This window comes from Leucobacter luti (assembly GCF_004217175.1).
Classification (GTDB): Bacteria; Actinomycetota; Actinomycetes; order Actinomycetales; family Microbacteriaceae; genus Leucobacter; species Leucobacter luti.
In genome coordinates this window covers 392,968-416,606 of sequence record NZ_SHKI01000005.1, presented here as the reverse complement: position 1 = coordinate 416,606, position 23,639 = coordinate 392,968, and the positions used below count along the sequence as shown (strand labels likewise).

Genomic DNA, 23,639 nt, shown 5'->3' with positions numbered 1-23,639 from the left:
CGACGATTCTTGGCCCCGCTGCGACGATCTCAGAATTGAGCGGGTATATTTGAGGGAGGAATCCGCAGCCACTCGGCTACGGCGCTCGGCTCGGCCAGCGTTGCGGACAGCCGCACCGCACGCGGCGATCCCGCGCCAGCGCGCGCCGGGGCTTGAGAAAGGCCAGATTCGTATGCCCACGAGTGGGTCCCCCACACATGACCAGCCCGGCTCGAGCGACCGCGGCGGGGCGCGCAGCGACCGCGAGACCGCGGCCGAGCAGAGCGAGATCGCTCCGGAGCTCTCCGAGCTGGCCGACGCGGCCGTGTTCTCAGAGCGCAGCCGCGGCACCGACGCGAAGATCGCGTCGCGCGCCGACGGCGACACGTTTGGCGCCGCGTTTGCGAGGTACTACTCGCTGACGAAGCCGGGCGTGCTCTATGGCAACGTGCTCACCGCCGCCGCGGGCTTCCTGCTGGCCGCCGGCGCCACGCGCATCTTCGACGGCCTGCTCTTCCTCGCGACCGTGGTGGGCACCACGCTCGTGATCGCGGCGGCCTGCGTGCTCAACAACATCCTCGACCGCGACATCGACGACCGCATGGAGCGCACCAAGAAGCGGGCCACCGTCTCCGGGAGCATCAGTATCCGCGGCGCGATCATCTTCACGGTCGTGCTGTTCGTGCTCGGCAACGCCGTGCTGATCGGCTGGACCAACTGGCTGGTCGTGGCGACCGGCCTGGCCGGATTCTTCACCTACGTGGTGCTCTACGGCATGCTCTCCAAGCGGATGAGCGTGCACGGCACCCTCATCGGCAGCATTTCGGGCGCCGCCCCGATCTTCGCCGGCTACGTGGCTGTGACCGGGGTGGTCGACGCCGGCGCGATCCTCGCGTTCCTCGCGATTTTCTTCTGGCAGATGCCCGAGTTCTACTCGATCGCGGTGTACCGCCGCGACGAGTACGCACGCGCCGGGGTCCCCGTGATCACCGTGGTGAAGGGCATCCCGCAGACCAAGGTGCAGATCCTCATTTACACCATCGCCTACGCGGTCTCCGCGGTGCTCCTCACTCCGTTCGGGTACACCGGCTGGGTGTACGCGGTGGTGATGGGCGCGCTCGGCCTGTGGTGGATCGTGATCGGCATCCAGGGCTTCAGCGCCACCGACGACAGCGCCTGGGCACGCCGCATGTTCAGGTTCTCGCTCGTGATCATCATGGCGTACAGCCTCATGATCTCCGTGGGGCCACTGCTGCCATAGCGCGTCGCGCGCTCGCGCCGCTGAAACGACTCAGGGCCGGTCTCCCCTGCGGGAGGCCGGCCCTGTGCCGTTGGGCGGGGCGGAGCCTAGCCCTCGATCTCGCCCACGGCCTGCGGGGTGTTCTCCGCGTCGAAGCGGTAGAGCCCGATCAGCGCGGTCGACGGCTCGTTGTCGTCGTTGAGGGGGCCGCCGCCGGCCTTGCCCTCGTAGTGGATGTCCTTGCCGTCCTCAAGCAGCGCGAGGCAGTCGGCGTACGCGTCGCACTTTTCGCCGCCGTCGGTCCCGGAGACCGCGTGCAGGTTCGCCACGATCGTCTCGGTGTCGGCCGCTCCGCCGCGCTGCGCGGCGAGGGCCACGAGCATCACGGCGTCGTAGGCCTCGGGCGCGAAGTTGAGGCTCTTGCTCGCATCCGACGAGGCGGCGACGAGCGCCTCCTCAAAGCTTGGATCGACCGTGCGGCCGGGCGTGGTGCCCTGCGCGCCCTCGAGCAGACCGGCGTCGAACTCGGGGTACGGCACGGTGTTGCCGTCGACGAGGTACAGCTTGGAGAGGTCAAAGCCCTGCGCCGCGAGCTCGGGGATTGCCTGCTTCGCTTCGACGTAGCTGACCATCGCCACCGCGTCCGGGTTCTTCGCGAGCGCCGCGGTGACCTCGGACGAGAACGTGGTCTGCGCCTCGGGGAACTCCTCGCCGGAGCCCTCGGCGCCGTACACGACCTCGGCGCCGGCCTCCTCAAGCGTGGCCTGGAGGTTGTCTCGCAAGCCCTTGCCGTAGTCGTTGTTCTGCGCCAGCACCGCGACGGAGGTGTTGCCGTCCTGGAGCACCAGGTTGCCGAGGGCGCGGCCCTGGATGATGTCCGATGCAATGGTGCGGAAGTACAGCTCGTTGACGCCGGCGAGCGCGATGCCCGTGTTCGAGGGCGAACCCATCAGGATCCCGGCCTCGGTCAGCTTCGGCATCGCAGCGTTCGTGTTTCCGGTACCCATGGCGCCGAGCACGAATGCCGGATCCGCCTTGATGATCTCGTCAACGCTCTTCGACATGATCGTGGGGTCGGTGGGATCGTGCTCGTTCGCTTCGACGACCACCTCGACGTCGTTGCCGAGCACGCCGCCGGCGTCGTTGATCTCGGAGACCGCGAGCTTCACCGCGGCCTGCGGGCCGTAGATCAGGTGCTCAAGCGAACCCGTCTGGGGCAGCAGCGTGCCGATCCGGAGCACCTGCTCACCGGAGCCGCCCGACGCGTCAGACCCCCCACTCGTGGTGCACCCGCTCAGCAGCAGCGCCGCGCCAGCGGCAAGCGCGATCCCAGTAGTGGCCCGTTTCGAGAAGTTCTTCATGAATGACGCCTTTCTGCACATTCTCGACGCCGCGACTCTGCGGCATACAGGATGAGCATAGCGATTCCCCGGGTTGGGGACGGGGATCTTTCCGGCCGATCGGTCAGTTGTTAGCGTCTCGTGACCCGACGCCCGCCTCGCGCTCGATCCGCTGGCCGACGACCGCGGAGATTCCGTCCTGGCGCATCGACACGCCATAGAGGGCGTCCGCGATCTCCATGGTGCGCTTCTGGTGCGTGATGATGATGAGCTGCGAGTTCTCACGCAGCCGATCGAACACCTGCAGCAGGCGCCCCAGGTTCGCGTCGTCCAGCGCCGCCTCGACCTCGTCGACGATGTAGAACGGGCTCGGCCGCGCCTGGAAGATCGCCATCAGCCAGGCGACCGCGGCGAGCGAGCGCTCACCGCCAGAGAGCAGCGAGAGCCGCTCCACCTGCTTGCCCGCGGGCTTCACCGCCATCTCGATGCCGGTGTTCAGCAGGTCGTCCGGGTTGCTCAGCGCGATCTCACCTGAGCCGCCGGGGAAGAGGATCGGGAACACCTCGGCGAAGGCGACTCGCGTGTCCTCGAACGCGGCCGCGAAGATCCCCTGCATCTTCTGGTCGAGCTCCGCGATGATCGCGAGCAGGTCCGAGCGCGTCTTCGTGAGGTCTTGCAGCTGCTCCGTGAGGAACGTGTGCCGCTGCTCAAGCGCCGCGAACTCCTCGAGGGCGAGCGGGTTGATGCGCCCCAGTTCGGCGAGGCGTCGCTCCGCCTTCGCGAGGCGCCGCTCCTGTTCAGCGCGCACGAACGGCACGCCGGTTACTGGCTGCGCCTCGCCACCGGACAGCGACTCCCCGCCGGACTGCGAGTCCCCGCCGTCCCGCGCCGCGGGGAGCGCAACGCCGTCGGAATCGTGCGTGCCGGTGGCCGTCAGGCCCAGCTCCGCGGCGAGCTCGGCCTCGAGCGCGTTCGCGAACTGCGGTTCCTCGCCGCCGGCGACGTCCGCCGTGCCCGCGGACGAGGCGGCGGTGTCGCCGCCGTCCGGGCTCCCGGCGCCGAGCTCGGGGATCAGCTGATCGGGGCCGTACTCCGCGATCAGCACGTCTTCGACGAGGCCGAGCTCGTTGCCCGAGCGCTCAAGCAGGCTCGAGAGCTGCAGCTTGCGCTCGTAGCTCTTCAGCTCCGCGCCGTGCACGCGCTCGGTGAGCCCCTGCAGCTTCTGTCGCAGCTCGGAGCCCTCGGAGCGGAGCAGGGTGAGCTCTTGGCTGTGCCGGGCCCGCTCCTGCTCGGCGCGCTGCTGCGCGAGGCGCGCCTCAGCGAGGGAGCGGTCGCAGGCGTCAAGGATCGCGGGGAGCAGTTCGGCAACGTGGGTGGCCTGCGCCACCTGCCGCGCGCGAAGCACCGCGCGGCGCGCGGCCTCCTCGGCCGCGCGCTGCTCGGCGGCGAACTGCTCGGCGAGGGTGTCCCGGTGGGCAGCTCCCGCGCGTGCGCGCTCGCGCGCGGTTTCAAGCGCGAGCCGCGCCTCAAGTTCGCCCGCCCGCGCGGCCTCGAGCTCCGCAAACAGCTGGTCGCGCTGGCCCGCGTCGAGCATCGGTCGCGGCTCGGCCTCCGCTTCCGCGAGGCTCTGCTCCGCGCGCTCGGCTTCGCGCTCCGCCTCAGCCACCGCATCCGCGACGCCGCCGAGCGCCTGCTCGGCGCGCCCGGCCTCGGCCTCGGCCGCCTCAGCGCGGGTGACGAGGCGGTTTCGTTCCTTGGCGACCTCGGCGCGGCGCGCGTCGGCAGAGCGCAGCTCCGCGAAGCTTTCCTCTGCGGCGGTCTTCGAGCGGGCGACGGCCGCGCGCAGCTCCGCGAGCTCTGCCTCGGTGTCGGCGATCTCGGACGCAACGGCAGCGCGACGCTCCGCGGCCTGCTCAAGCTCGGCGGTGACCTCGATTCGCGAGGGCGCCTGCCCGGAACCGCCGCTCAGCGTGTACTGCGTCAGCACGTCGCCGGCGCCGGTCACCACCGTGTATCCGACCCCCGGCACGCGCTCGCGAAGTGCGTCCGCCGCGGCAACGGCGGCGTCGAGATCGGCGGCGACGTAGCTGCGCGCGAGCAGGCCGCGCACGCCGTCGGGCGCCTCAAGGAGGATGTCGCTCACGCGGGTCAGCCCCGGCACCTCGGGCGCGTCCACCGCGAGCTCGCCCGAGGAGCCGAGCACAGCTCGCAGCCGCCCCAGATCCTGCGCGCGCGCCACCCCGACCGCGTGCTCAGCGGCCGCGGGCGAGTCCGCGAGCAGCGCGTCGGCGAACGCGCCGAGGGCGGCACCCACGGCCGCCTCGAAGCCGTCGCGCACGCGTACGCGCTCGGCGACGCGGCCAGTGATGCCGCGAGGCGGGGCGTCGAGCAGGGCCCCCGACGCGTCCCGCTGATCGAGCGACCGGGTGAGCGCACTGATCCGGGCCTCGAGTCCCGCGCGCTCCTGTTCGAGCGCGTGAAGCCGATCGCGCGCGGCGTCGCGCTGCTGCTCGGCGGTCGCCTGCGCGTCCTGCGCCGCGCGGTACGCGTCGTCGAGCCCGGCCTCGGGCCGATCCTCGTCGTCCGCCTGCTCGGCAAACGCGGCGAGGGCCGCCCGCGCCTCGTCGAGCCGGGCCCGGGCCTGCGCCACCGCGTGCTCGCGGCGACTCGCCTCCTGGCCCACCGTGGCAAGCTTCTGCGCGGCGGCCTCGGTGCGGCCGCGCAGCTGCGACAGCTGCAAATCGTGCCGCGACACGAGCGCGCTCTGGGCCGCGATGTGCTCGTCGGTGGCGTCGAGCGCGCCCTGGGCGGCGCGGGTGGCGGTGCCCGCCCGCTGCCACGCGGCCTCGGCCTCGGGGACCAGCGCTGCGAGGCGATCAGCCTCGGCGCTCGCCTCGTCGATGGCCCCGCGGCTCAGGCGCGTCACCTGCTCGGGCGCCTCCGCCTGGGTGGCGAGAAAGGTGAGGCGCTGCTGCGTCTGCGCGTACAGCCCGCGCAGCTTTGCCTGCACCGACTCAAGCCCGATGGTCACGCGGCGCGCGGCGTCGAGCTCGTCGCTCTGCTGCTCCTGTTCGAGCCGCTGGATCCGGAGCTGTTTCTGCTCCACCTGCTCTTGCAGCACGATGCGCTCGGAGTGCTGCTCGGCCTCGTCCCGCGACAGTGTGTCGAGCTCGGCGCGGAGCCGGAACACATCGTCGGCGAGCAGCCGCGCCTTCGCGTCGCGCGCCTCGGCGGCGATCCCCTGGGCGGCGCGCGCCACCTCGGCCTGACGACCGAGCGGCTTGAGCTGCCGCCGGATCTCGCCGGCGAGGTCGTTCAGCCGGGTGAGGTTCGTCTCCATCGCGTCAAGCTTGCGAATGGTGCGCTCCTTGCGGCGCCGGTGCTTCAGGATGCCGGCCGCCTCCTCGATGAAGCCGCGCCGGTCTTCCGGGGTGGCGCGCAGCACGGCGTCGAGCTGCCCCTGCCCCACGATCACGTGCATCTCGCGGCCCAGCCCGGAGTCGCTCAGCAGCTCCTGCACATCGAGCAGGCGGCACGATTCGCCGTTGATCGCGTACTCGCTCGACCCGTTGCGGAACAGCGTGCGGCTGATCGTCACCTCTGAGTACTCGATCGGCAGCGCGCCGTCCGAGTTGTCGATCGTGAGGCGTACCTCGGCGCGGCCGAGCGGGCCGCGCGTCGCGGTGCCGGCGAAGATCACGTCTTCCATCTTGCCGCCGCGGAGCGTCTTCGCGCCCTGCTCCCCCATCACCCAGGCGAGCGCGTCGACCACGTTCGACTTCCCCGAGCCGTTGGGCCCGACGATGGCGGTGACGCCCGGTTCAAATTGGAAGGTGGTCGGTTGCGCGAACGACTTGAAGCCCTTGAGCGTCAGACTCTTCAGGTGCACGCCGCCTCCTCCTCCTCGCGCTCCGGGCCAATGCGGATCCCTCAGAGCCTACCGGGGGTTCCGCCTGATCCGCGGGATTCCGCGGGCGCTTCGCCCGCGCCGGCTCAGGCCAGTGGCGCGATCGTGCCGTCCTCGGCGCGCGGCCCGAAGCCGAACACGCGATCCGCGGCGATGTGCACGAACCAGGCGAGGCCCGCGAGCGCGATCCCCCAGTGGCCGTTCGCCAGCCCGCCAGTGAGCAGCATCACGATGAAGCCGCCGGCAATGAGCGCGGCGGGGACCGCCACACTGTGCATCAGGTTGTAGAAGGCGACGCGGCTCGGCTTGAGCCGGCCGCGCTCCTCGAAGGCTCCCACGAGCGCGATATCGGGGAGCAGGGCGAACACCACGACCACGAAGACCGCCGGCCAGCCCCACATCACGCACCAGAGCACCGCGACGACGAGCCAGACCGCGGCGCTCATGCCCCACATTGCACGCGAAAACATCATGCTCCAATGCTAGCCGCCCGCGGGTGCGCGGCCGCACCCGCGGCGCCGCGCCCCGGGCCCCGCTACACTCCAACGCATGAAGACTCTCCCCGCGGCACCGCGCGCGGGCACCCTCGCGCCGTCCCCGCTCGCCGACCGCCTCACCGCGACGCACGCCAGCTTCGTCGCGGCCCGCCCGCCAGGCGCGGAGGAGGACGTGCACATGATCGGCGAGATCGTGGACCACGTGATCGAGCGCTGTTCCCGCCCCGGTGAGCTGGTGTTCGACCCGTTCGCCGGGTTTGGCACGACGCTCGGCCGCGCCGCAGCGCTCGGCCGCGCCGCACTCGGAATCGAGCTCCTCCCCGAGCGAGTCGCGCACGTGCGGGAGCGGGTGCCGGGCGCACGCGTGATCGAGGGCGACGCGCGCGAGCTCACCCGGATCCTCGACCGCGAGCGCCCCGACCGCGCCGCGGCGCCCGGCGCGGTCTCCGAGATCGCACTCGTGCTCACTTCCCCGCCCTACATGACGGCGGAGGATCACGAGGCCGACCCGCTCACCGCGTACGAGCAGGACACCGGGGACTACGCGCGGTACCTCGCCGAGCTCGGCCTGGTCGCCGCGCAGTGCGCGCGCGTGGTCGCACCCGGCGGCTTCGTGGTCTGGAACGTCGCCGATATTCACCACGGCGGGCGCACCACCCACCTCATCCGGGACTGCGCACGCGAACTCGCGCGCCACCTCACGCCGGTGGGCGTCACCGAGATCACCTGGGACCGCTACCCGCACGATCTCGTGGCCGACGCGCTGCTCGTCTTTCAGCGTGAGCCGGCGGCTGAGCCGGAGGCTGAGCCGGAGGCTGAGCCGGAGGCTGAGCCGGAGGCTGAGCCGGAGGCTGAGCCGGAGGCTGAGCCGGTGGTCGCACCGGCCGGGTAGCCGCCGTGATCCCCGCGCCCATCCTTAAGGGCACCGACGGCCCCGCCGCACGCTAGCGTTCGAACGCGCCCGCGCCCATCCCGGCAACGTAGGCAGCCTGGCCCACGTGCTCAGCGGCGTCGCAGCTCATGCTCACCATGCGCGCGGCGAGGGTCACCGGCGGCTCCCACCGCTCATCTACGATGCGGGACAGGTCGGCCGCGTCGAGGGTTTCCAGATACGCGACCTGGGCGGCCACGACCGCGCCGAGGTACTCAAGCAGCAGGTCCGCGTCGCGCACCACGATCCCACGCGCCTGCTCGGGGGTGTGGCCATAGCCGAGCTCGTGCGGGGCCACGTTGAGGCCGAAGCGCACCGCGAACCCGCCGGACTCCGCCACCGACGCGGCGCCCGTGAGCGCGACGAGTTGCTCGTCGATCTCGCGCGCCGCGTGCCACAGCAGCCACGCGATCGAGTTGTCGTGGTGCGGGTGCGCGTTGAGCAGCTCGGGTGTCAGTGCACCGCGGAGGTGCTCGGCCGCCTCAAGCGGGCGGCGGGCCAGGTCGATGAGGATCTCAGTGCCGTTCATACGCGACACCCTACGCCTCCGAGCTGGCCGGGGCGAGGGTGCTGCCTCCCCCGCCCACGCGACGCGCGGAACCGATCGCGCGAGGGCTGGGGCGCCCAGGGCGCGGACGCGGACGGCCCGGACACGCCAGCGGGGGGCCGGCCGAAGCCGAGCCCCCCGCACGGGTGGTGCGAACCGTTAGAACTGGTTCATCGTGTTGTCCTTGCCGCCGGCCTTGAGGGCGGCGTCGCCGGCGAAGTACTCCTTGTGGTTGTCGCCGATGTCGCTGCCGGCCATGTTCTGGTGCTTGACCGTCGCGATGCCCTGGCGGATCTCCTCACGCTGCACGTCGCGCACGTAGGTGAGCATGCCCTCGTCGCCGAAGTAGCCCTTGGCCAGGTTGTCGGTGGACAGCGCGGCCGTGTGGTAGGTCGGCAGGGTGATGAGGTGGTGGAAGATACCGGCGCGGGCGGACCCGTCGCGCTGGAAGGTGCGGATCTTCTCGTCGGCGAGCTGCGCGAGCTCGGTCGCGTCGTACTCGACGCTCATGAGCTTGTCGCGGTCGTAGGCCGACACGTCCGTGCCCTCCGCGGCGAGCTGATCGTACGCCTGCTGGCGGAAGTTCAGCGTCCAGTTGAAGGACGGGCTGTTGTTGTAGACCAGCTTCGCGTTCGGGATGACCTCGCGGATCCGGTCGACCATGCCCGCGATCTGCTCGACGTGCGGCTTCTCGGTCTCGATCCAGAGCAGGTCGGCGCCGTTCTGCAGCGAGGTGATCGAGTCGAGCACGCAGCGGTCCTCGCCGGTGCCGGCGCGGAACTGGAACAGGTTGCTCGCGAGGCGCTTGGGACGCAGCAGCTTGCCGTCGCGCTTGATCACGACGTCGCCGTTGCCAAGCTCGGACTCGGAGATCTCCTCGACATCAAGGAACGAGTTGTACTGGTCGCCGAGGTCGCCCGGGGTGGTGGTGACGGCGAGCTTCTGCGTGAGACCCGCACCGAGCGAGTCGGTGCGTGCGACGATCACGCCGTTGTCGATCCCGAGCTCAAGGAACGCGTAGCGCACGGCGTTGATCTTCGCGAGGAAGTCCTCGTGCGGCACCGTCACCTTGCCGTCCTGGTGGCCGCACTGCTTCTCGTCGGAGACCTGGTTCTCGATCTGGATCGCGCAGGCACCCGCCTCGATCATCTTCTTCGCGAGCAGGTAGGTGGCCTCGGGGTTTCCGAAGCCGGCGTCGATGTCGGCGATGATCGGGACCACGTGGGTCTCGTAGGTGTCGATCTGCGACTGCAGGAACTCGACGGCGGTCTCGTCGCCCGCGACACGGGCGTCGTCGAGCTGCGTGAAGAGCAGGTCGAGCTCGCGTGCGTCGGCCTGGCGGAGGAAGGTGTAGAGCTCCTCGATCAGCGCGGGGACCGAGGTCTTCTCGTGCATCGACTGGTCGGGCAGCGGGCCGAACTCGGAGCGGAGGGCAGCGACCATCCAGCCCGAGAGGTAGAGGTAGCGCTTGTTCGTCGTCTTGAGGTGCTTCTTGATCGAGATCAGCTTCTGCTGGCCGATGAAGCCGTGCCAGACGCCGAGCGACTGCGTGTACACCGAGGAGTCGGCGTCGTACTCCCCCATGTCGCGGCGCATGATGTCGGCGGTGTACTGCGCGATCTCGAGACCGGTCTTGAACCGGTTCTGAGCCCGCATCCGCGCGACATGCTCAGGGTTGATCTGTCCCCAGCTTGACCCGTGCTCAGCCTTGAGCGCCTCCACGGCCTCGACGTCGTTCTGGAATGCAGTCATGGTGACTCCTTTGTAGTGATTGCCAGATCACAATCGCGGTGACCTTTCTGGGCTACTTCTCACTCTGCACCGCCCAGCACCGACACACGCGCCAAATCGTGGGTGAAAATACGCGGTATTTCTGCTTCACGGAATTACCGCGAGTTTGGAGGGGTGCTGTGGCCGAGGTGTGCTCTGGTCAGGGCGCACCGCGACCGAGGCCCCCGCAGCCGAGGCACGCACCGCGCACCCGGCGCTCAGCGAGAGCGGGGAGCGGCCCGCGGACGCTCAAGCGCGCGGATCGCGGCCTCAAGCTGCGCGAGCCGCAGAGCCGGCGTCCCCGCGATCTCGAGAACCTCGCAGGCGCCCGTGAGGTCGGGATCATCACTGAGCTCGCAGAGCGCGTCGTTCATCGCGGCGCGAAGCTCGGTGTCCTCGTCGTCGCCCACCCGGATCGCGTCGTCCCAGTGGAGCGGGAGCACCACCTGCAGATCGACCGCGGCGGCGGCGCGCACGGTGAGCCGTCGCCCACGCTCGAGCGCTGCGGCAGAGGCGCCCGGCCGGCCAAGCTGCTCGAGCGCGAGCAGGTAGGCGAGGAAGTCGATCGGGCCGCGCTCGGCGAGCACGGGAGCCGCCGCCGGTTCGTGGAGCCGCGCCGCGGCGAGCACCAACTGCGCGCCAAACGACCCGGCTCCCGCCGCGTCGTCCGCCCAGTCGAGATACTCGTAGGGATCGGGCAGTATCTCCCACGCGGGGTGCGCCGCCGCAAAGTCAGCGATGAGGGTGCTCTTCCCGCTGCCATGGGTACCCGAGACGACGACGCGCACGCGAACCTCCTCGGGATGGCGGGTTTCGCTCATGGTATCCGACGCGGGCGGGGCACCCGAGCAAGGTCCGAACCGCGCGGGTCCCGCGCGCTCCGGCTACGCCGCAAACTCGCGGGCGAGGATCGCGTACACGTACTCCGAGCCCCGCCGCTCGCCGTCGAGGTCGTTCTCCACCAGGTGCGCCTCTTGGCGCATGCCCAGGCGCTCACAGATCCGCCGGGATGCGTCGTTCTCGACGTCCAGCCGGGCGAAGATGCGGTGCGCGCGGTGCTCCGCGAACAGGGCGCCAAGCAGCAGCAGCGCCGCCTCGGTCGCGTAGCCGCGGCCCGCGCTCGCCGGGTCGAAGATCCAGCCGACCTCAACCTGGCCGGCGGCCGGGTTCTCGAGCGTCGCAACCACCTCGCCCACGAGCGCGCCGTCGCCCGCGCCCACCACCGCGAAGAGGAGCTGATCCCCCGCGCGCTCGAACCGGCGCTCCGGGTTGCGCAGCGCGGAGTCCCGGCTCTGCTCGGGCGTGAGCGGCGGGCGGTAGAGGTAGCGGGCGACCTCGGGCAGCGCCTGATAGCGGGCCCGCGCCTCACTGAGGATCGCGTCGAATGGGCGGAGGACGAGCCGATCGCTCGCGAGTGGGGACGGTGAGGGCACGAGACCAGCGTAGCGAGTGACGCCTGGGCGGGGCGTACGATCCCGGATCCGCCCGGCGCGATCCGACTCCGCAGCAACGCGGCTCCGGGGCTCCGCAGCAACGCGGCTCCGCCAGCACACAGTTGCGCGGCGAAGCCGCTACGCCGCTACACGGCGCAGTGTGACGTCAGCCACAGCGCGCACGGGGGCACAGAGTGTCTGGCCGAGCCGCGCGAACGCCTCGTCGCGGTCGGCGAAATAGCCGAGGTCCGCGCGCACGAATCGAGACAGATCGTACGCGCTGTCACCCGTTGTGCCGTCCCAGTCGATGGCGCACCGCCCCACCGCCTCAAACAACGTCTCGCTGCCGGAGTTGCTGAAGCCGCCACCGCCGCGGCACCCGAGCGGCCCGAACAGCTCGGCGGCCGGGCGCCAGCCGCCGACATTGAACTCCGGCCACGCCAGCAGAATCTGGTCAGGGAGGGCGAACCGGACCCGCCCAAACCGCGGGTACCAGAACGAGCGGTCAACGAGCAGCGCACGCACCCTGGTCGGCACACCGATTGCGCGTGCCGCACTCTCGAGAATTGCGAGCCGCTGACTGCAGGACCCAAAGCCGCGCGCGTATGTGCGCGACGCGGGGTTTCGCTCATCGAGCGCGTACACCGCACGCACCCCGTCGCGAATTGCCGCGTGCGCCGCAGCGAGGATCGCGACGGGCTCGTCCGATCCGGCCACCGCCCGGGCCTCAGCCACCAGGTCGACGATCGCGGGCGACTCGTAGTCAAGGATCGCGGTTGCAGCCGTTGATCCCGGATTGGTGGGACCGGTGCCGGAACGGTGTGCCCCGCGCCGGTACCACGGCGTCGCCAAGCGAGCGACGGTTCTCATGGGCGTGGGGCTCGCTGGGGCTGTGACATATGGCCATCGTACACACGGGCCGCGCAGGTGACCTCGAGCTCGCGGTCTCGTTCGCACCCGCGGCGCACCGGGGTCGATATCGCGCTAGCTCCGCCCCCGCACTGAGCATCCGCGTTTCCCTTTTTAGTGCCCCCGCAGGTCGACGCTGCTGAGCAGCGTCGAGGTCGGCTCGTCCAGGTCCACGACCAGGTACGTGCCCGGCTGGTGCAGGTCTTCGCCCGAATCGAGCTGCCCGGCCAACCGCGCGACGCTGTCGTCATCCGCGGCGGCCACGCGCGGACTCCCAGGCTGGGCCTCGTAGGCAGCCCCCAGCGCCTCCTGCGTCAGGTCGCTGCGGACCAGCAGCACTCCGGCGTACTGCGTCCCGTTCCCCGCCGGGGCGAACCGCGACACCAACCAGCTTGAGTCGACCACCTCGGCCCCCGCGGGCACCTCCAGCGCGAGGAGTCCGTGTTCAAGCTGCTGCGCGGCTGCGTTGTTCGAGTTGTGCACCCACGCGTAGGTCGCGATGGCCGCGAGGACCGGGGCGAGCACGAGGACCGAAAACGCACCCACGATCCAGCGCGCTGGATGATCACTGAAGCTGCTTCGGGCCATGGGGAGATGCTACGCAGCGACGCTCTCAGAGGCCTGGGAATCCCCGTCTGGCACGCGGGCGGCGTGCCCCGCGGCGGGAGGCGCGCGAGCTCAGCTCGCCTACCGCCCGCGCTGACACCGCGGGCAGTAGTGGCTCGACCGGCCGCCGAACGGCACCCGCCTGATCGGGTCACCGCACCGTGGGCACGCCTCGCCACCGCGGCCGTACGCGTTCAGGCTGTGCGCGAAATACCCCGCCTGCCCGTTCACGTTGACGTATTGCTCGTCAAAGCTGGTGCCGCCCTCCGCGAGCGCCTGCGCGAAGACGTCGCGCAGCGCGCCGAGCAGCTCCGCGAGCTTCCGCGCACTGAGCGCCCGGCCCGGCGTCTCAGGGTGCAGACGGGCGCGCCACAGCGCCTCGTCCGCGTAGATGTTACCGACACCGCTGACGAGCGCCTGGTCGAGGACGAGCTTCTTAATCCCGGAGGATCTGCCGCGCACGGCGGCGACGAACGCCGCGTCGTCGAAGAACGGGTCGAGCGGGTCGCGGGCGATCCGCGCCGCCTGCACGGGGAGCAGCGGTTCCCCCACCGAAGCCGCGCGCGACGCGCCAGCACCCACGCCAGCACCAGCACCAGCACCAGCACCGGGAACGCTGCCGCCGGGGGCGCCGTCGCGGGTGGGCGCGAGCCGGTCGAGCGCGAGCGAGCCAAAGAGGCGCTGGTCGGCGAAGTCGAGGCGCAGCTCGCCGTGCTCGGGGTGGTCGATCCACAGGCGGATCCGCACGTGCCGGTCATCCTCCGCCGCGGTGTCGCGCAGCAGCAACTGCCCGCTCATGCCGAGGTGCGCGAGGAGCGCCCAGCGCTCGGCGGCGACTCGCGCGCCAGCAGCTTCCTCCGCGCCAGCACCACCGGCACCGCCAGAACCGGCGGCACCGCCATCACCGCCAGCCGCAACACCGTCCTCCGCGCCAGCACCCGCGCCACCCGACACCGGCAGCCACATGAACTTGCCGCGCCGGGCGGGCGCGCCGAGCCGCAGGCCCGTGACGCGGCGCTCGAAGTCGGCGGCACGCTCGGCGGCGGCCGCGGCCGGCATGGTCACGCCGTGCCCGCCAAGGCCGTCGTCGCCGGCGAGCGGGGTGTGCCGCTTCAGTGCGCGTGCATCGCGCACCTCGGCGGCAATCACCCGCGCACCGGTCACGGCGGGCGCGAGCCCGGCGCGCACCACCTCGACCTCGGGGAGCTCGGGCACGCTAGCGCCTGCGGAGCTGGGAGACCGCGTCTCGCGCTGCCGCGAGCTCGGCGTTCTTCTTACTCGTGCCCGTGCCGTAGCCCGTGACCCGGTCGACCGTCACGCGCGACGCGTAGCGCCGGTCGTGATCCGGACCGGAGCCCGTGGTGTCGTACGGCGGGTGCGGCAGGCCACGCCTGGCGGCCTCCTGCTGCAGAGCCGTCTTCGGATCGAGCGCGTCGGTAAAGCGGTCCGGGTCAACGAGGAGCGTCTCCATGAGGCGCAGCACAAAGCGCTCCGCCTCCGCGGCGCCCGCCGACAGGTACACGGCGCCGATGATCGCCTCGACGGAGTCCGCGAGCAGCGATTCCTTCTCGCGCCCGCCGGTGAGGTCCTCACCGCGACCGAGCTTGAGCACGGCGCCGATCCCGAGGGCGCGGGCGACCTCGGCGAGCGCGGTGGTCGACACGAGCGCCGCGCGGCGCTTCGCCAGCTCCCCCTCGCTCAGCTCGGGGTAGTCGCGGTACAGCTTGACCGTGACCGCCTGCCCGAGGATCGAGTCGCCGAGAAATTCGAGGCGCTCGTTGTGCGGGGCGCCCCCGTGCTCGTACGCCCAGGATCGGTGGGTGAGGGCGAGCTCGCCCAGTTCTGGCTCTACCGCAACACCGAGTGAAACGAGAAAGCCGTCGAGGTCGCCCTGAGGCGACCCCGACGGCGAGTCCCGGTCGGTGTGCGGGAGCGACGTATCGTTCCCGTTCACGCGATCAGTGCTTAGACGTCAGCAACCTTGCGGCCCTTGTACTCGAGGAACAGGGGGGTGCCCTGCGAATCCTCGACCACGCGAGCGCGGTGCGGCAGGCTGTAGACAGTCTTGCCGTTTTCTTCAGTCTTGACGAGCGTGGGAACAATCGCCTTCCACGCCGAACGACGGTGACGGGTGTTCGAGCGCGACATCTTCCGCTTGGGAACAGCCATGATGTTCTCTTTCCTACTTGCTTACGGACCCGGGGTGCTCCCCCGCGCCAGGATCTACTTCAGCCGTGACGGTCTCGGCCACGACGCTGGTGTCAAAGCCAGCCAGCGCTGCCCACCGCGGATCAATATCCACGTCGTTCAGCACCGCAGCCTCGGCATCGCGCAGCTCACCGGACTCGGGATCGAGTCCCGGGCAGTCCGGGCGACACACAGGCTGGAACGGCAGTGCAAGCACTACCGCGTCTCTGAGCGGGGGTTCAAGATCCACGTGATCACCGTGAACCCCATACTCGTCGGCCTCCGTAGGAGTATACGCGAAAAGCTCCTGAAACTCGACTTGAAACGGCGTGGTGAAATCTTTCAGGCAGCGACCGCACTCGGCGTGCATGGTCGTGTGGGCCTCGGCGGACACGAGGATCCCCTCGTGAACAGACTCCAGGCGCACATCGAGCTCAAGCTCGGCCCCCGCGGGGATCTCAGCGAGTGCCTCGCCGAATTTCTCGGGAAGCACGATGGTGCGCGAGCGCTCGCGCATCTCGCCCGGGCGGTTCATGATGTCGCGAATGTTCTCTTCGAACACGCGCGTGGCTCCGCCGCGCTTCGTGGCGGCGTTCGTCTCCCCCGACATCAGGCGGGTCGCGTCTTGTCGAGGAAACGGGCCACGGCGGGCGGCACGTAGGGGCTCACGTCGCCGCCGAGCGACGACACCTGGCGCACGAGCGTGCTCGATACGTGGGCGTGGGCGGGATCCGGCAGCATGAAGACGGTTTCGACACCGGCGAGGCTGCGGTTCATGAGCACCATCGGCGTTTCGTAGGCCACGTCGATCTGCGATCGGATGCCCTTGACGAGTACGGAGGCACCCACCTCGGTGCAGTAGTCGACGAGCAGCCCGACCGACCAGGACGCGACGAGGATGTTGTCCGGAATATCCGGATCTTCCGCGATCGACTTCTGGATCAGGCCGACGCGCTCAGACAGCGGCAGCATCGCGTCCTTGCCGGGGTTGTGCACGACCAGGACATGCACCTGGTCGAACACCCCGGCGGCGCGTCGAATTACGTCGAGGTGCCCCAGGGTGACGGGATCGAACGATCCCGGGACGACAGCGATATTGGTCATGCGTCTAGCCTAGCCGCAACACCTTTGGCATCGCCTCAGAGCCCGTGCTGTTTTGCGAAGATCACGGCGTGCACGCGATCGCGCAGCTGGAGCTTCGACAGCACCCGCCCCACGTGCGTCTTCACCGTAGATTCTGAGAGGAAGAGCTCGGCGCTGATCTCACCGTTGTTCTTCCCCTCCGCGATGAGCCGCAGCACGTCGAGCTCCCGCTCGGTGAGCACCGCGAGTTCGGGCGCGACGCCCGCTCCCGCCGCCGCGCCCGGCACCCCCGGCTGGGCGTCGTCCTGCGCGGGGAGCCCGCCCGTGGCTCGCAGCTGCTCAAGGAGGCGCTTCGTGACGCTGGGGGCCATCGTGGCGTCGCCCGCCGCGACCCGGCGGATCGCGTCGACGAGCTCGGTGGGGCGCGCGTCTTTGAGGAGGAAGCCGCTCGCCCCGGCCTGAATCGCCCCGGTCGCGTACTCGTCGAGGTCGAAAGTGGTGAGCACCACGACCTTCACCGCGGGGAATCGCTCGGCGATCTCCCGGGTCGCGTCGATGCCGTTCATGCCCGGCATGCGCACGTCCATGAGCACGATGTCGCAACTGGCCCCCTCCGCGGCGAGGCGCTCGAGCTGGGCGAGTGCGGCGGCGCCGTCCGATGCCTCAGCGATCACGTCGATGCCGGGCTCGCCCAGGAGCACAAGACGGAAGCCGGTGCGGATCAGTTCCTGGTCGTCAACGAGCATCACGCGGATCGGTGTGTCAGTCATGGGGTTCACTCTCTGGGTTCTCGGTCGTGTGGTCGCTGTCGGGGGTCCCCGAGCTCGCCGCGGGGCTCACCGGGAGCACCGCCCAGAGGCGCCACCCCCCGCCCGCGTGCTCGGGCACGGGGCCGGACTCGATGTGCCCGCCAAAGACGCGGGCGCGCTCGCTGAGCCCGGCGAGCCCGCGCCCCGAGCCGATTCCCGTGACCGGGTGGGTGGCGCCGGACGCGCGGCCGAAGTCGCGCACCTCCACGCTGGTGCGATCGGCGAGGCGCTGCACCTGCACCTGGGCGCGGGCACCGGTGCCCGCGTAGCGCAGCACGTTCGTGAGGCCCTCCTGCACGATCCGGTAGATCGCGAGCTCCTGGCCGCGGTCGCCGGAGTCCTCCCCCGTGATGTCGAGCGCCACGCGGAGCCCCGCGTTCGTGAAACTCTGCACCAGCTCGGGGAGATCCTGCACCCCCGGCTGCGGCACAAGCTCAGGCTCGTTCTCCGGCGCGTGCAGCGCGCCGAGCAGGCGGCGCATCTCTCCGAGCGCGGTGCGCCCGGTCTCTGCGCTGCGCCGCATTGCGTCGGCGGCGGCTTCGGGGGCCACCTCCGCGGCGCGGGCCGCCCCCTCGGAGAGCGCGATCATCACCGAGACCGAGTGGGCGACGATGTCGTGAAGCTCGCGCGCGATGCGGGAGCGCTCCTCCGCCACCGCGAGCTGCGCGAGCTGGTGGCGTTCGCGCGCGAGCTGGTGCGCCCGGTCGATCACCGCTTCGAGGTAGCGGCGCCGGTTGCCGAGGTTGATCCCCAGCATGAGGATGGCGAGCAGCCACAGCGCACTGAGCAGGCTGATCCCGATGAACTCGGTGGGGCTGCGCACCACCGCCCCGCTCTCGGCGATGAGCACGCCACCGGGGCCGATCTGCCCCACCTGCGACGACTCGCGGTGCACATCGAGACCGAACTGCAGCAGCGTGCCGCCCAGCGCGATCCCGTAGCCGATCCAGCCGGCGGGGACGCTGCGGTAGACGGGGACCGCGTAGAGGAGGAAGAGCAGCGCAACGCCGTTCGCGAAGCCCTGCGTGCCCTGGTCGCCGAACATCGCGAGCACGACGACGATCAACCCCGCGAGCGGGAACTTACGGCGCAGCATCAGCGCGGTGCCGATCGCGGCAACCCGGAGCGCGGTGAGCGGCCACAGGGGCCAGTCGAGGTGGGGCGGGATCCCGAACCAGGTCTCGGGCTGCCCGTCTTGCCAGCTCGCGGCGCTGAGGAGGTCGATCAGCACCCCGAACAGGCTGCCGATTACGAACCAGACCACGATGAAGACGTCGACCACGATCGGGTGCGCGGCGAGCGCGCGGCGAATCACCCCGGGTGGTCGCGGGAGGCGCACTTCGGCTTCGGTGATCACTCTCTCACCCTAACTACTGACGGGACGCTGGTCGGCGCGCCGCGGGCAGGACTCCCAGATCGCGCACGCTCGCGGCGGGCGGGTCCCAGACTCCCGGGTCCCGTCCGCCGGGGCGATCGGCGCCGGTTAGCGCGCGTCGCGGCGCTTGAAGACCACGGCGGCCGGGAGCACCACGACCGCGGCCCACACGGCCATCGCGATCAGCGCACCCCAGAAGCTCGGGGCCCCGCCCTGGCCGTCGACGATCCCGGAAGCGAGGGTGCTCCCCAGCGGGGTCGGCAGGTAGGCAATTGCGGTGCTGACCCACTCCCACCCGGTGATGCTGAGCACCTGGAAGGCGATCGGCAACACGAAGGTGGCGCCCGTCACGACCGCGATGCCGCCGGCGGTGGAGCGCAGCAGCCCCGCGACGCCGAACGCGAAGAGCGAGATCAGCACCAGGTAGGCAATCGTGCCGAGCGCGCCCGAGATCACGGTGGTCGAGAGGAGCTGGGAGGCGGCCTCCGGGAAGAACAGCACCCCGATGCCGAGGCCGCCGATCACGAGCACCGCTGCGGCGATCCCCGAGACGAGGCTGAGGAGCAGCGCCTTTGCCGCGAAGACCGGGCTGCGCCGCGGAACCGCGGTGAGGGTCGACAGGATCATGCCGCTCGAGTACTCGCTCGAGATCGCGAACACGCCGAGCACCCCGAAGACGAGCGCAAGGAACGGCGCGGTCATGGTGCTCGCGAAGAGCAGGTAGCTCTGGAGCGCCGCGTCGCCCTGGCCGAGCGTCATCCCGGCGTCCCCGCCGCCGATCTCGCTGCTCCAGAGCGCTGCGATCAGCGTGCTCAGCGCGAGGCCGATGACGACGGTGATGATGAGGCTCAGCCGGACGCTGAGCAGTGAGGTGAACTTGATCCGCTCGCTGCGGAGCACCCCGCCGAAGGTGAGGCCGGAGCGGTCTCGCCCCGCGGCAGCCCCGCGGCGCGACTGCGGCTGGGCCGGGGTGGGGGCGGAGCTCGCATCGATGAGCACGGTAGAAGTCATTGTCGATATCCCTTGTCTACGGGTCTGCTGGGCGGCGCTACGCGGCCGCGTATTCGAGCTCGGTGCGGGTGAGTTCAAGGTAGGCGTCCTCGAGGCTCGCGGCAACGGGGCTGAGCTCGTGCAGGGCGATTCCCTGCGCCGCAGCGAGATCACCGACCTCGGCGGCAGTGAGGCCAGCGACGGTGAACGCGTCGTCGCCCGCGGGCTCGAGCGCGGCCGGGCTTTCCGGGCCCGCCATGAGGGTCGCGGCAAGGCGCGCGGCCTCCGGGCTGCGCACCAGCACGCGGGCCTGTTTGCCGGCGGCGATGAACTCGGCGATCGGGGCGTCCGCGACCACGCGGCCGCGGCCGAGCACGATCACGTGGTCGGCGGTCTGCGCCATCTCGCTCATGAGGTGGCTCGACAGCAACACGGTGCGGCCCTCGCTCGCGAGGTGCCGCACGAGCTGACGCACCCACAGCACGCCGTCTGGATCGAGCCCGTTGACCGGCTCGTCAAGGATCAAGACGCGCGGATCGCCGAGCAGCGCCGCAGCGATCCCGAGCCGCTGCCCCATGCCCAGCGAGAAGCCGCCCACGCGCTTGTGCGCGACCTCGCTGAGCCCGGTCTGCTCGAGCACCTCGTGGACCCGGCGCTCGGGGATCCGGTGCGTCGCCGCGAGTGCCCGCAGGTGGCTGCGCGCGCTGCGCCCGGGGTGCACACCCTTCGCGTCGAGCAGCGCCCCCACCTCGTGCATGGGCGCCGGGAGCTCTGAGTAGCGGCTGCCGTTGATCGTGACCGTGCCGGCCGTGGGACGGTCGAGGCCGAGCATGAGTCGCATGCTCGTCGACTTGCCCGCCCCGTTGGGGCCGAGGAACCCGGTCACCTGACCCGACTTGATCGTGAAGCTCACATCGTCCACCGCGAGTTTTGTGCCGTATCTCTTACTCAGACCGCGTGCCTCGATCATGGGTGTCTCCTTGCGTCGTGTTCACCGAACCCCGGCGATACTCCAAAGCTACGCACCCCAGGCTCACGCCACATCGGCCGGAAGTGCCTGCCCGGGTGGTACCTGAGTATCATTCGTGCGGGATCGCCCCGCCCGCCCGGCTAGGACTTTGCGAGGTTCTCGAGGTCTCCCGCGGCCTCGCGCGCGGCGAGGATCGCCGCGAGCTCGGGGGCGGTGCGCAGCTCGGGATCGCGCTCAAGCAGCGCGGCAGCGAGCTCTCGCGTGTGCACAATGAGCTCGCCGTGCTCGGCGACGCGCAGCAGGCGCAGCGTTGACCGCCCACCCGACTGCTCGGTGCCGAGAATGTTGCCCTCCCGGCGCAGCTCGAGGTCGACCTCGGCAAGTTCGAAGCCGTCCGACGTATCAGCCACGGCGTCGATCCGGGCCCGGGCGGTGGAGCCCTGCTCGGCCGTGGTCATGAGGAGGCACAGCCCGGCGTGCTCGCCGCGGCCCACGCGACCGCGGAGCTGGTGCAGCTGGGAGATGCCGAAGCGATCCGCGTCGCGCACGATCATGATCGATGCGTTGGGCACGTTGACGCCCACCTCGATCACGGTGGTCGCCACCAGCAGGCGGATCTCCCCCGCAGCGAAGCCGCTCATGATCCGGTCTTTCTCGGGCCCCGAGAGTCCGCCGTGCAGGCCGGCGATCTCGATGCCAGCGAAATCGGCGCGCGCGCGCAGCTCCGCAACCGTGTCTTCGACGTTTGCGAGGGGCCGCTGCGGGCCGGTGCCACTCCCCGCCGCCGCCTCGGGTGGCTCGGAGCCGGCCTCCAGTTCACCCGCCGCGATCGCCGGGCACACCACGTACACCTGCCGGCCCGCGTGCAGGTCTTCGACCGCGCGGGCCCACACGCGGGCCGCCCGGTTCGGCATTTCGAGCTCGGGAACCGCAAACGTCTCGATGCCCTTGCGGCCGGGCGGGAGCTCCCGGATGGTGGTCACCTCGAGATCACCGAACGCGGTGAGCGCGACGGTGCGCGGAATTGGGGTGGCCGTCATTGCGAGCACGTGCGGCTGCGAGCCCTTGCGGCGGAGCGTCTCGCGCTGCTCAACGCCGAAGCGATGCTGCTCGTCGACAACGATCAGCCCCAGGTCGGCGAACGTGACCGCGTCGCCGAGGAGCGCGTGCGTGCCCACGGCGATGTGCGCCGCACCCGCCGCAATCGCGAGCAGCGCGCGCTTCCGCTCGGCCGCGGGCATGCGGCCCGTGAGCAGGATCGGGTTCAGCTCTGCGCTGAGCTCGGGGCCGAGCGCCTCGGTGATCGACCTGAAGTGCTGCGAGGCGAGCACTTCGGTGGGGGCGAGCAGCGCGCTCTGCCCGCCGCTGCCCGCCACCTGCAGCATGGCCCGCAGCGCGACGAGCGTCTTGCCCGAACCCACCTCGCCCTGCAGCAGCTGGTGCATCGGGTGGGGTGCCGCGAGGTCGGCGGCGATGCGCGCGCCGGCGAGCCGCTGGTCCCCCGTGAGATCGAACGGGAGCGCGGCGTCGAAGCGCGCGAGCGACTCACCGCCCGCGGGGCGCGGTGTGCTCTGCTCCTGCGCGGCGCGGCGGCGGCGGTCGAGCAGCGCCAGCTGTAGGTCGAACGCCTCCCTGAAGCGCAGGCTGTCCTGGGCCGCGTGCCAGTCGGCCTCACGCTGCGGCCGGTGCACCAGCTCAAGCGCGCGCTGCAGCGGCATGATGCCCTCCGCTCTGAGCAGCTCTGCCGGGAGCGGATCCGGCACCGGGGCGAGGGCGTCGAGCACCAGCTCGACCGTCTTCTGCACGGTCCAGCTGGGCACCTGCGCCGTCGCGGGATAGATGGGGACCGGGGTCTCGGACCACGCCTTCGCGGCCGCCTCGTCGAGCTGCGCGGCCCCGGGGGCGTCGTCACGGTTGTCGAACAGCTCGTAGTTGGGGTGCTGCAGCTGCAGGTGCCCGCGGTACTCGCTCACCTTGCCGGTGAAGATCCCCCGCCGGCCGGGGAGCAGCTCATGCTGCCGAAAGGCCTGATTGAAAAAAGTGAGCGTGAGGGTGCCCGTGCCGTCGGTGATGCGCGCCTCGACGATCTTGCCGCGCCGGTTCTTCATCTCGCGCGCGCCGATGTTGAGCACCTGCGCCACGACGGTGATCTGCTCGCCGAACGGCAGGTCGTTGAGCGGCGTGAGCTCGCCGCGCCGCGAGTAGCGGCGCGGGAGGTGCCACAGCATGTCGCCCACCGTGCGCACGTCGAAGCTCTTCTCCATGGGCTTCGCGGTGCGGGCGCCCACGACCTCAGCGAGTGCGGTGTCGAGGGTGACCAGAGCCATGCATTAAGCGTATCGCCGCCCGGCGACATTCTGCCGACACCGCCGCGCGGGCTGCCGGGAACGCCGCGCCGCGCTACGCTCGTGGGGTGACCAGAGTTATCGCGGGGGCTGCCGGATCGCTGCGCCTCGAAGTGCCGAAAGCCGGAACCCGCCCCACGAGCGACCGCGTGCGGGAGGCAATCTTCTCGACCCTCGACTCGTGGGACCTGCTCGCGGAGACGCGGGTACTCGATCTCTACGCCGGTTCGGGCGCCCTCGGCCTGGAGGCCGCGAGCCGGGGCGCGAGCCGGATCGTGCTCGTCGAGAAGCACCCGCAGGCCGCCCAGGTGGCGACGCGCAACACGAAGACGGTGCTCTCGGCGTTTCGCGGCGGCTCGGCCCCCGAGGTGGAGGTGGTGCGGCAGTCGGTGCAGACATACCTCGACGCGGCCGGTGCGAGCGGCGCGCGGCTCGGGGCGTGGGACGTGGCGCTCCTCGATCCCCCGTACGACCTCGGCGAGGCCGAGCTCACCGCAAACCTGGCGGCGCTCGTGCCGCTGCTCGCACCGGGTGCCGCGGTGCTCGTTGAGCGGAGCACGCGCACGCCAGAGCCGAGCTGGCCCGCGGGGCTCAGCCCGATTCGCGAGCGCCGGCACGGCGAGACCGCACTGTGGTGGGCCGAGCCGACCGAGCCCGGCACCCCGGAAGCGTCCGAGAGCGAAGAATCGCCTGCGTAGCTTTCTGCACAAACTTGACGCAT

At 70.8% G+C, this 23,639-nt stretch carries 22 protein-coding genes; 3 read left to right on the top strand and 19 right to left on the bottom strand.

Annotated elements, in window-relative coordinates; all coding sequences use genetic code 11:
* Positions 1 to 172 precede the first annotated feature (172 nt).
* Complete coding sequence (cyoE, locus tag EV139_RS10940) at positions 173 to 1,240, top strand: heme o synthase (RefSeq protein WP_130454359.1); 1,068 nt, start codon at positions 173 to 175, stop codon at positions 1,238 to 1,240.
* An 86-nt stretch (positions 1,241 to 1,326) separates the two neighbouring features.
* Here the strand turns inward: cyoE and EV139_RS10935 are convergent, their stop codons facing one another.
* The 3 genes from EV139_RS10935 to EV139_RS10925 all read right to left on the bottom strand — a co-directional run bounded on the left by EV139_RS10935 (position 1,327) and on the right by EV139_RS10925 (position 6,939).
* Positions 1,327 to 2,580, bottom strand: a complete 1,254-nt coding sequence (locus tag EV139_RS10935; protein ID WP_130454358.1) for an ABC transporter substrate-binding protein — start codon at positions 2,578 to 2,580, stop codon at positions 1,327 to 1,329.
* A 103-nt stretch (positions 2,581 to 2,683) separates the two neighbouring features.
* Positions 2,684 to 6,448, bottom strand: a complete 3,765-nt coding sequence (locus EV139_RS10930; protein WP_130454357.1) for a chromosome segregation SMC family protein — start codon at positions 6,446 to 6,448, stop codon at positions 2,684 to 2,686.
* Between the two features lie 104 nt (positions 6,449 to 6,552).
* Positions 6,553 to 6,939, bottom strand: coding sequence for a DUF4260 family protein (locus tag EV139_RS10925; protein ID WP_130454356.1), 387 nt, complete (start codon positions 6,937 to 6,939; stop codon positions 6,553 to 6,555).
* 76 nt (positions 6,940 to 7,015) lie between these two features.
* Here EV139_RS10925 and EV139_RS10920 point away from each other — a divergent pair, with 76 nt between their 5' ends.
* Positions 7,016 to 7,855, top strand: a complete 840-nt coding sequence (locus EV139_RS10920) for a DNA methyltransferase (protein WP_130454355.1) — start codon at positions 7,016 to 7,018, stop codon at positions 7,853 to 7,855.
* A gap of 52 nt (positions 7,856 to 7,907) precedes the next feature.
* Here the strand turns inward: EV139_RS10920 and EV139_RS10915 are convergent, their stop codons facing one another.
* From EV139_RS10915 to EV139_RS10840, 16 genes are all read right to left on the bottom strand, one after another.
* Positions 7,908 to 8,423 carry a mycothiol transferase gene (locus EV139_RS10915; protein ID WP_130454354.1) on the bottom strand — a complete coding sequence of 172 codons (516 nt, stop codon included), beginning with the start codon at positions 8,421 to 8,423 and terminating at the stop codon, positions 7,908 to 7,910.
* Positions 8,424 to 8,600: 177 nt separating this feature from the next.
* Positions 8,601 to 10,193: an isocitrate lyase gene (locus tag EV139_RS10910; RefSeq protein ID WP_130454353.1), complete on the bottom strand. Its 1,593-nt coding sequence runs from the start codon at positions 10,191 to 10,193 to the stop codon at positions 8,601 to 8,603.
* Between the two features lie 236 nt (positions 10,194 to 10,429).
* The gene (locus EV139_RS10905; RefSeq protein ID WP_237464340.1) at positions 10,430 to 11,032 is read right to left on the bottom strand and encodes a DEAD/DEAH box helicase family protein; all 603 of its coding nucleotides are present in this window, start codon (positions 11,030 to 11,032) and stop codon (positions 10,430 to 10,432) included.
* 63 nt (positions 11,033 to 11,095) lie between these two features.
* Positions 11,096 to 11,644, bottom strand: coding sequence for a GNAT family N-acetyltransferase (locus tag EV139_RS10900; RefSeq protein WP_198677542.1), 549 nt, complete (start codon positions 11,642 to 11,644; stop codon positions 11,096 to 11,098).
* A gap of 138 nt (positions 11,645 to 11,782) precedes the next feature.
* A complete protein-coding gene (locus tag EV139_RS10895) occupies positions 11,783 to 12,514 on the bottom strand; it encodes a transglutaminase domain-containing protein (RefSeq protein ID WP_130454352.1) in 732 nt (243 codons plus the stop codon).
* Positions 12,515 to 12,667: 153 nt separating this feature from the next.
* Positions 12,668 to 13,141, bottom strand: coding sequence for a hypothetical protein (locus EV139_RS10890; RefSeq protein WP_130454351.1), 474 nt, complete (start codon positions 13,139 to 13,141; stop codon positions 12,668 to 12,670).
* 99 nt (positions 13,142 to 13,240) lie between these two features.
* Positions 13,241 to 14,374 carry an Fpg/Nei family DNA glycosylase gene (locus EV139_RS10885; RefSeq protein WP_130454350.1) on the bottom strand — a complete coding sequence of 378 codons (1,134 nt, stop codon included), beginning with the start codon at positions 14,372 to 14,374 and terminating at the stop codon, positions 13,241 to 13,243.
* A 1-nt stretch (position 14,375) separates the two neighbouring features.
* Complete coding sequence (gene rnc / locus EV139_RS10880) at positions 14,376 to 15,113, bottom strand: ribonuclease III (protein WP_130454349.1); 738 nt, start codon at positions 15,111 to 15,113, stop codon at positions 14,376 to 14,378.
* Between the two features lie 11 nt (positions 15,114 to 15,124).
* Positions 15,125 to 15,328, bottom strand: a complete 204-nt coding sequence (gene rpmF, locus EV139_RS10875) for a 50S ribosomal protein L32 (RefSeq protein ID WP_130454348.1) — start codon at positions 15,326 to 15,328, stop codon at positions 15,125 to 15,127.
* A gap of 13 nt (positions 15,329 to 15,341) precedes the next feature.
* Positions 15,342 to 15,956 (bottom strand): YceD family protein, encoded by a 615-nt coding sequence (locus tag EV139_RS10870; RefSeq protein WP_130454347.1) that lies wholly within the window; start codon positions 15,954 to 15,956, stop codon positions 15,342 to 15,344.
* Positions 15,956 to 16,450 (bottom strand): pantetheine-phosphate adenylyltransferase, encoded by a 495-nt coding sequence (gene coaD / locus EV139_RS10865; RefSeq protein ID WP_130454346.1) that lies wholly within the window; start codon positions 16,448 to 16,450, stop codon positions 15,956 to 15,958. Before coaD ends, EV139_RS10870 begins: the two co-directional genes overlap by 1 nt.
* 35 nt (positions 16,451 to 16,485) lie before the next feature.
* Positions 16,486 to 17,199 carry a response regulator gene (locus tag EV139_RS10860; protein ID WP_130454345.1) on the bottom strand — a complete coding sequence of 238 codons (714 nt, stop codon included), beginning with the start codon at positions 17,197 to 17,199 and terminating at the stop codon, positions 16,486 to 16,488.
* Positions 17,192 to 18,595: a sensor histidine kinase gene (locus EV139_RS10855; RefSeq protein ID WP_130454344.1), complete on the bottom strand. Its 1,404-nt coding sequence runs from the start codon at positions 18,593 to 18,595 to the stop codon at positions 17,192 to 17,194. Before EV139_RS10855 ends, EV139_RS10860 begins: the two co-directional genes overlap by 8 nt.
* A 126-nt stretch (positions 18,596 to 18,721) precedes the next feature.
* The gene (locus tag EV139_RS10850) at positions 18,722 to 19,624 is read right to left on the bottom strand and encodes an ABC transporter permease (RefSeq protein ID WP_130454343.1); all 903 of its coding nucleotides are present in this window, start codon (positions 19,622 to 19,624) and stop codon (positions 18,722 to 18,724) included.
* 37 nt (positions 19,625 to 19,661) lie between these two features.
* Positions 19,662 to 20,573: an ABC transporter ATP-binding protein gene (locus EV139_RS10845; RefSeq protein ID WP_130454342.1), complete on the bottom strand. Its 912-nt coding sequence runs from the start codon at positions 20,571 to 20,573 to the stop codon at positions 19,662 to 19,664.
* Between the two features lie 140 nt (positions 20,574 to 20,713).
* Positions 20,714 to 22,900 (bottom strand): ATP-dependent DNA helicase RecG, encoded by a 2,187-nt coding sequence (locus EV139_RS10840; protein ID WP_130454341.1) that lies wholly within the window; start codon positions 22,898 to 22,900, stop codon positions 20,714 to 20,716.
* A gap of 86 nt (positions 22,901 to 22,986) precedes the next feature.
* Between EV139_RS10840 and EV139_RS10835 the strand changes: the two genes are divergently transcribed.
* A complete protein-coding gene (locus tag EV139_RS10835) occupies positions 22,987 to 23,616 on the top strand; it encodes an RsmD family RNA methyltransferase (RefSeq protein WP_130454340.1) in 630 nt (209 codons plus the stop codon).
* The last annotated feature ends 23 nt before the right edge of the window (positions 23,617 to 23,639 follow it).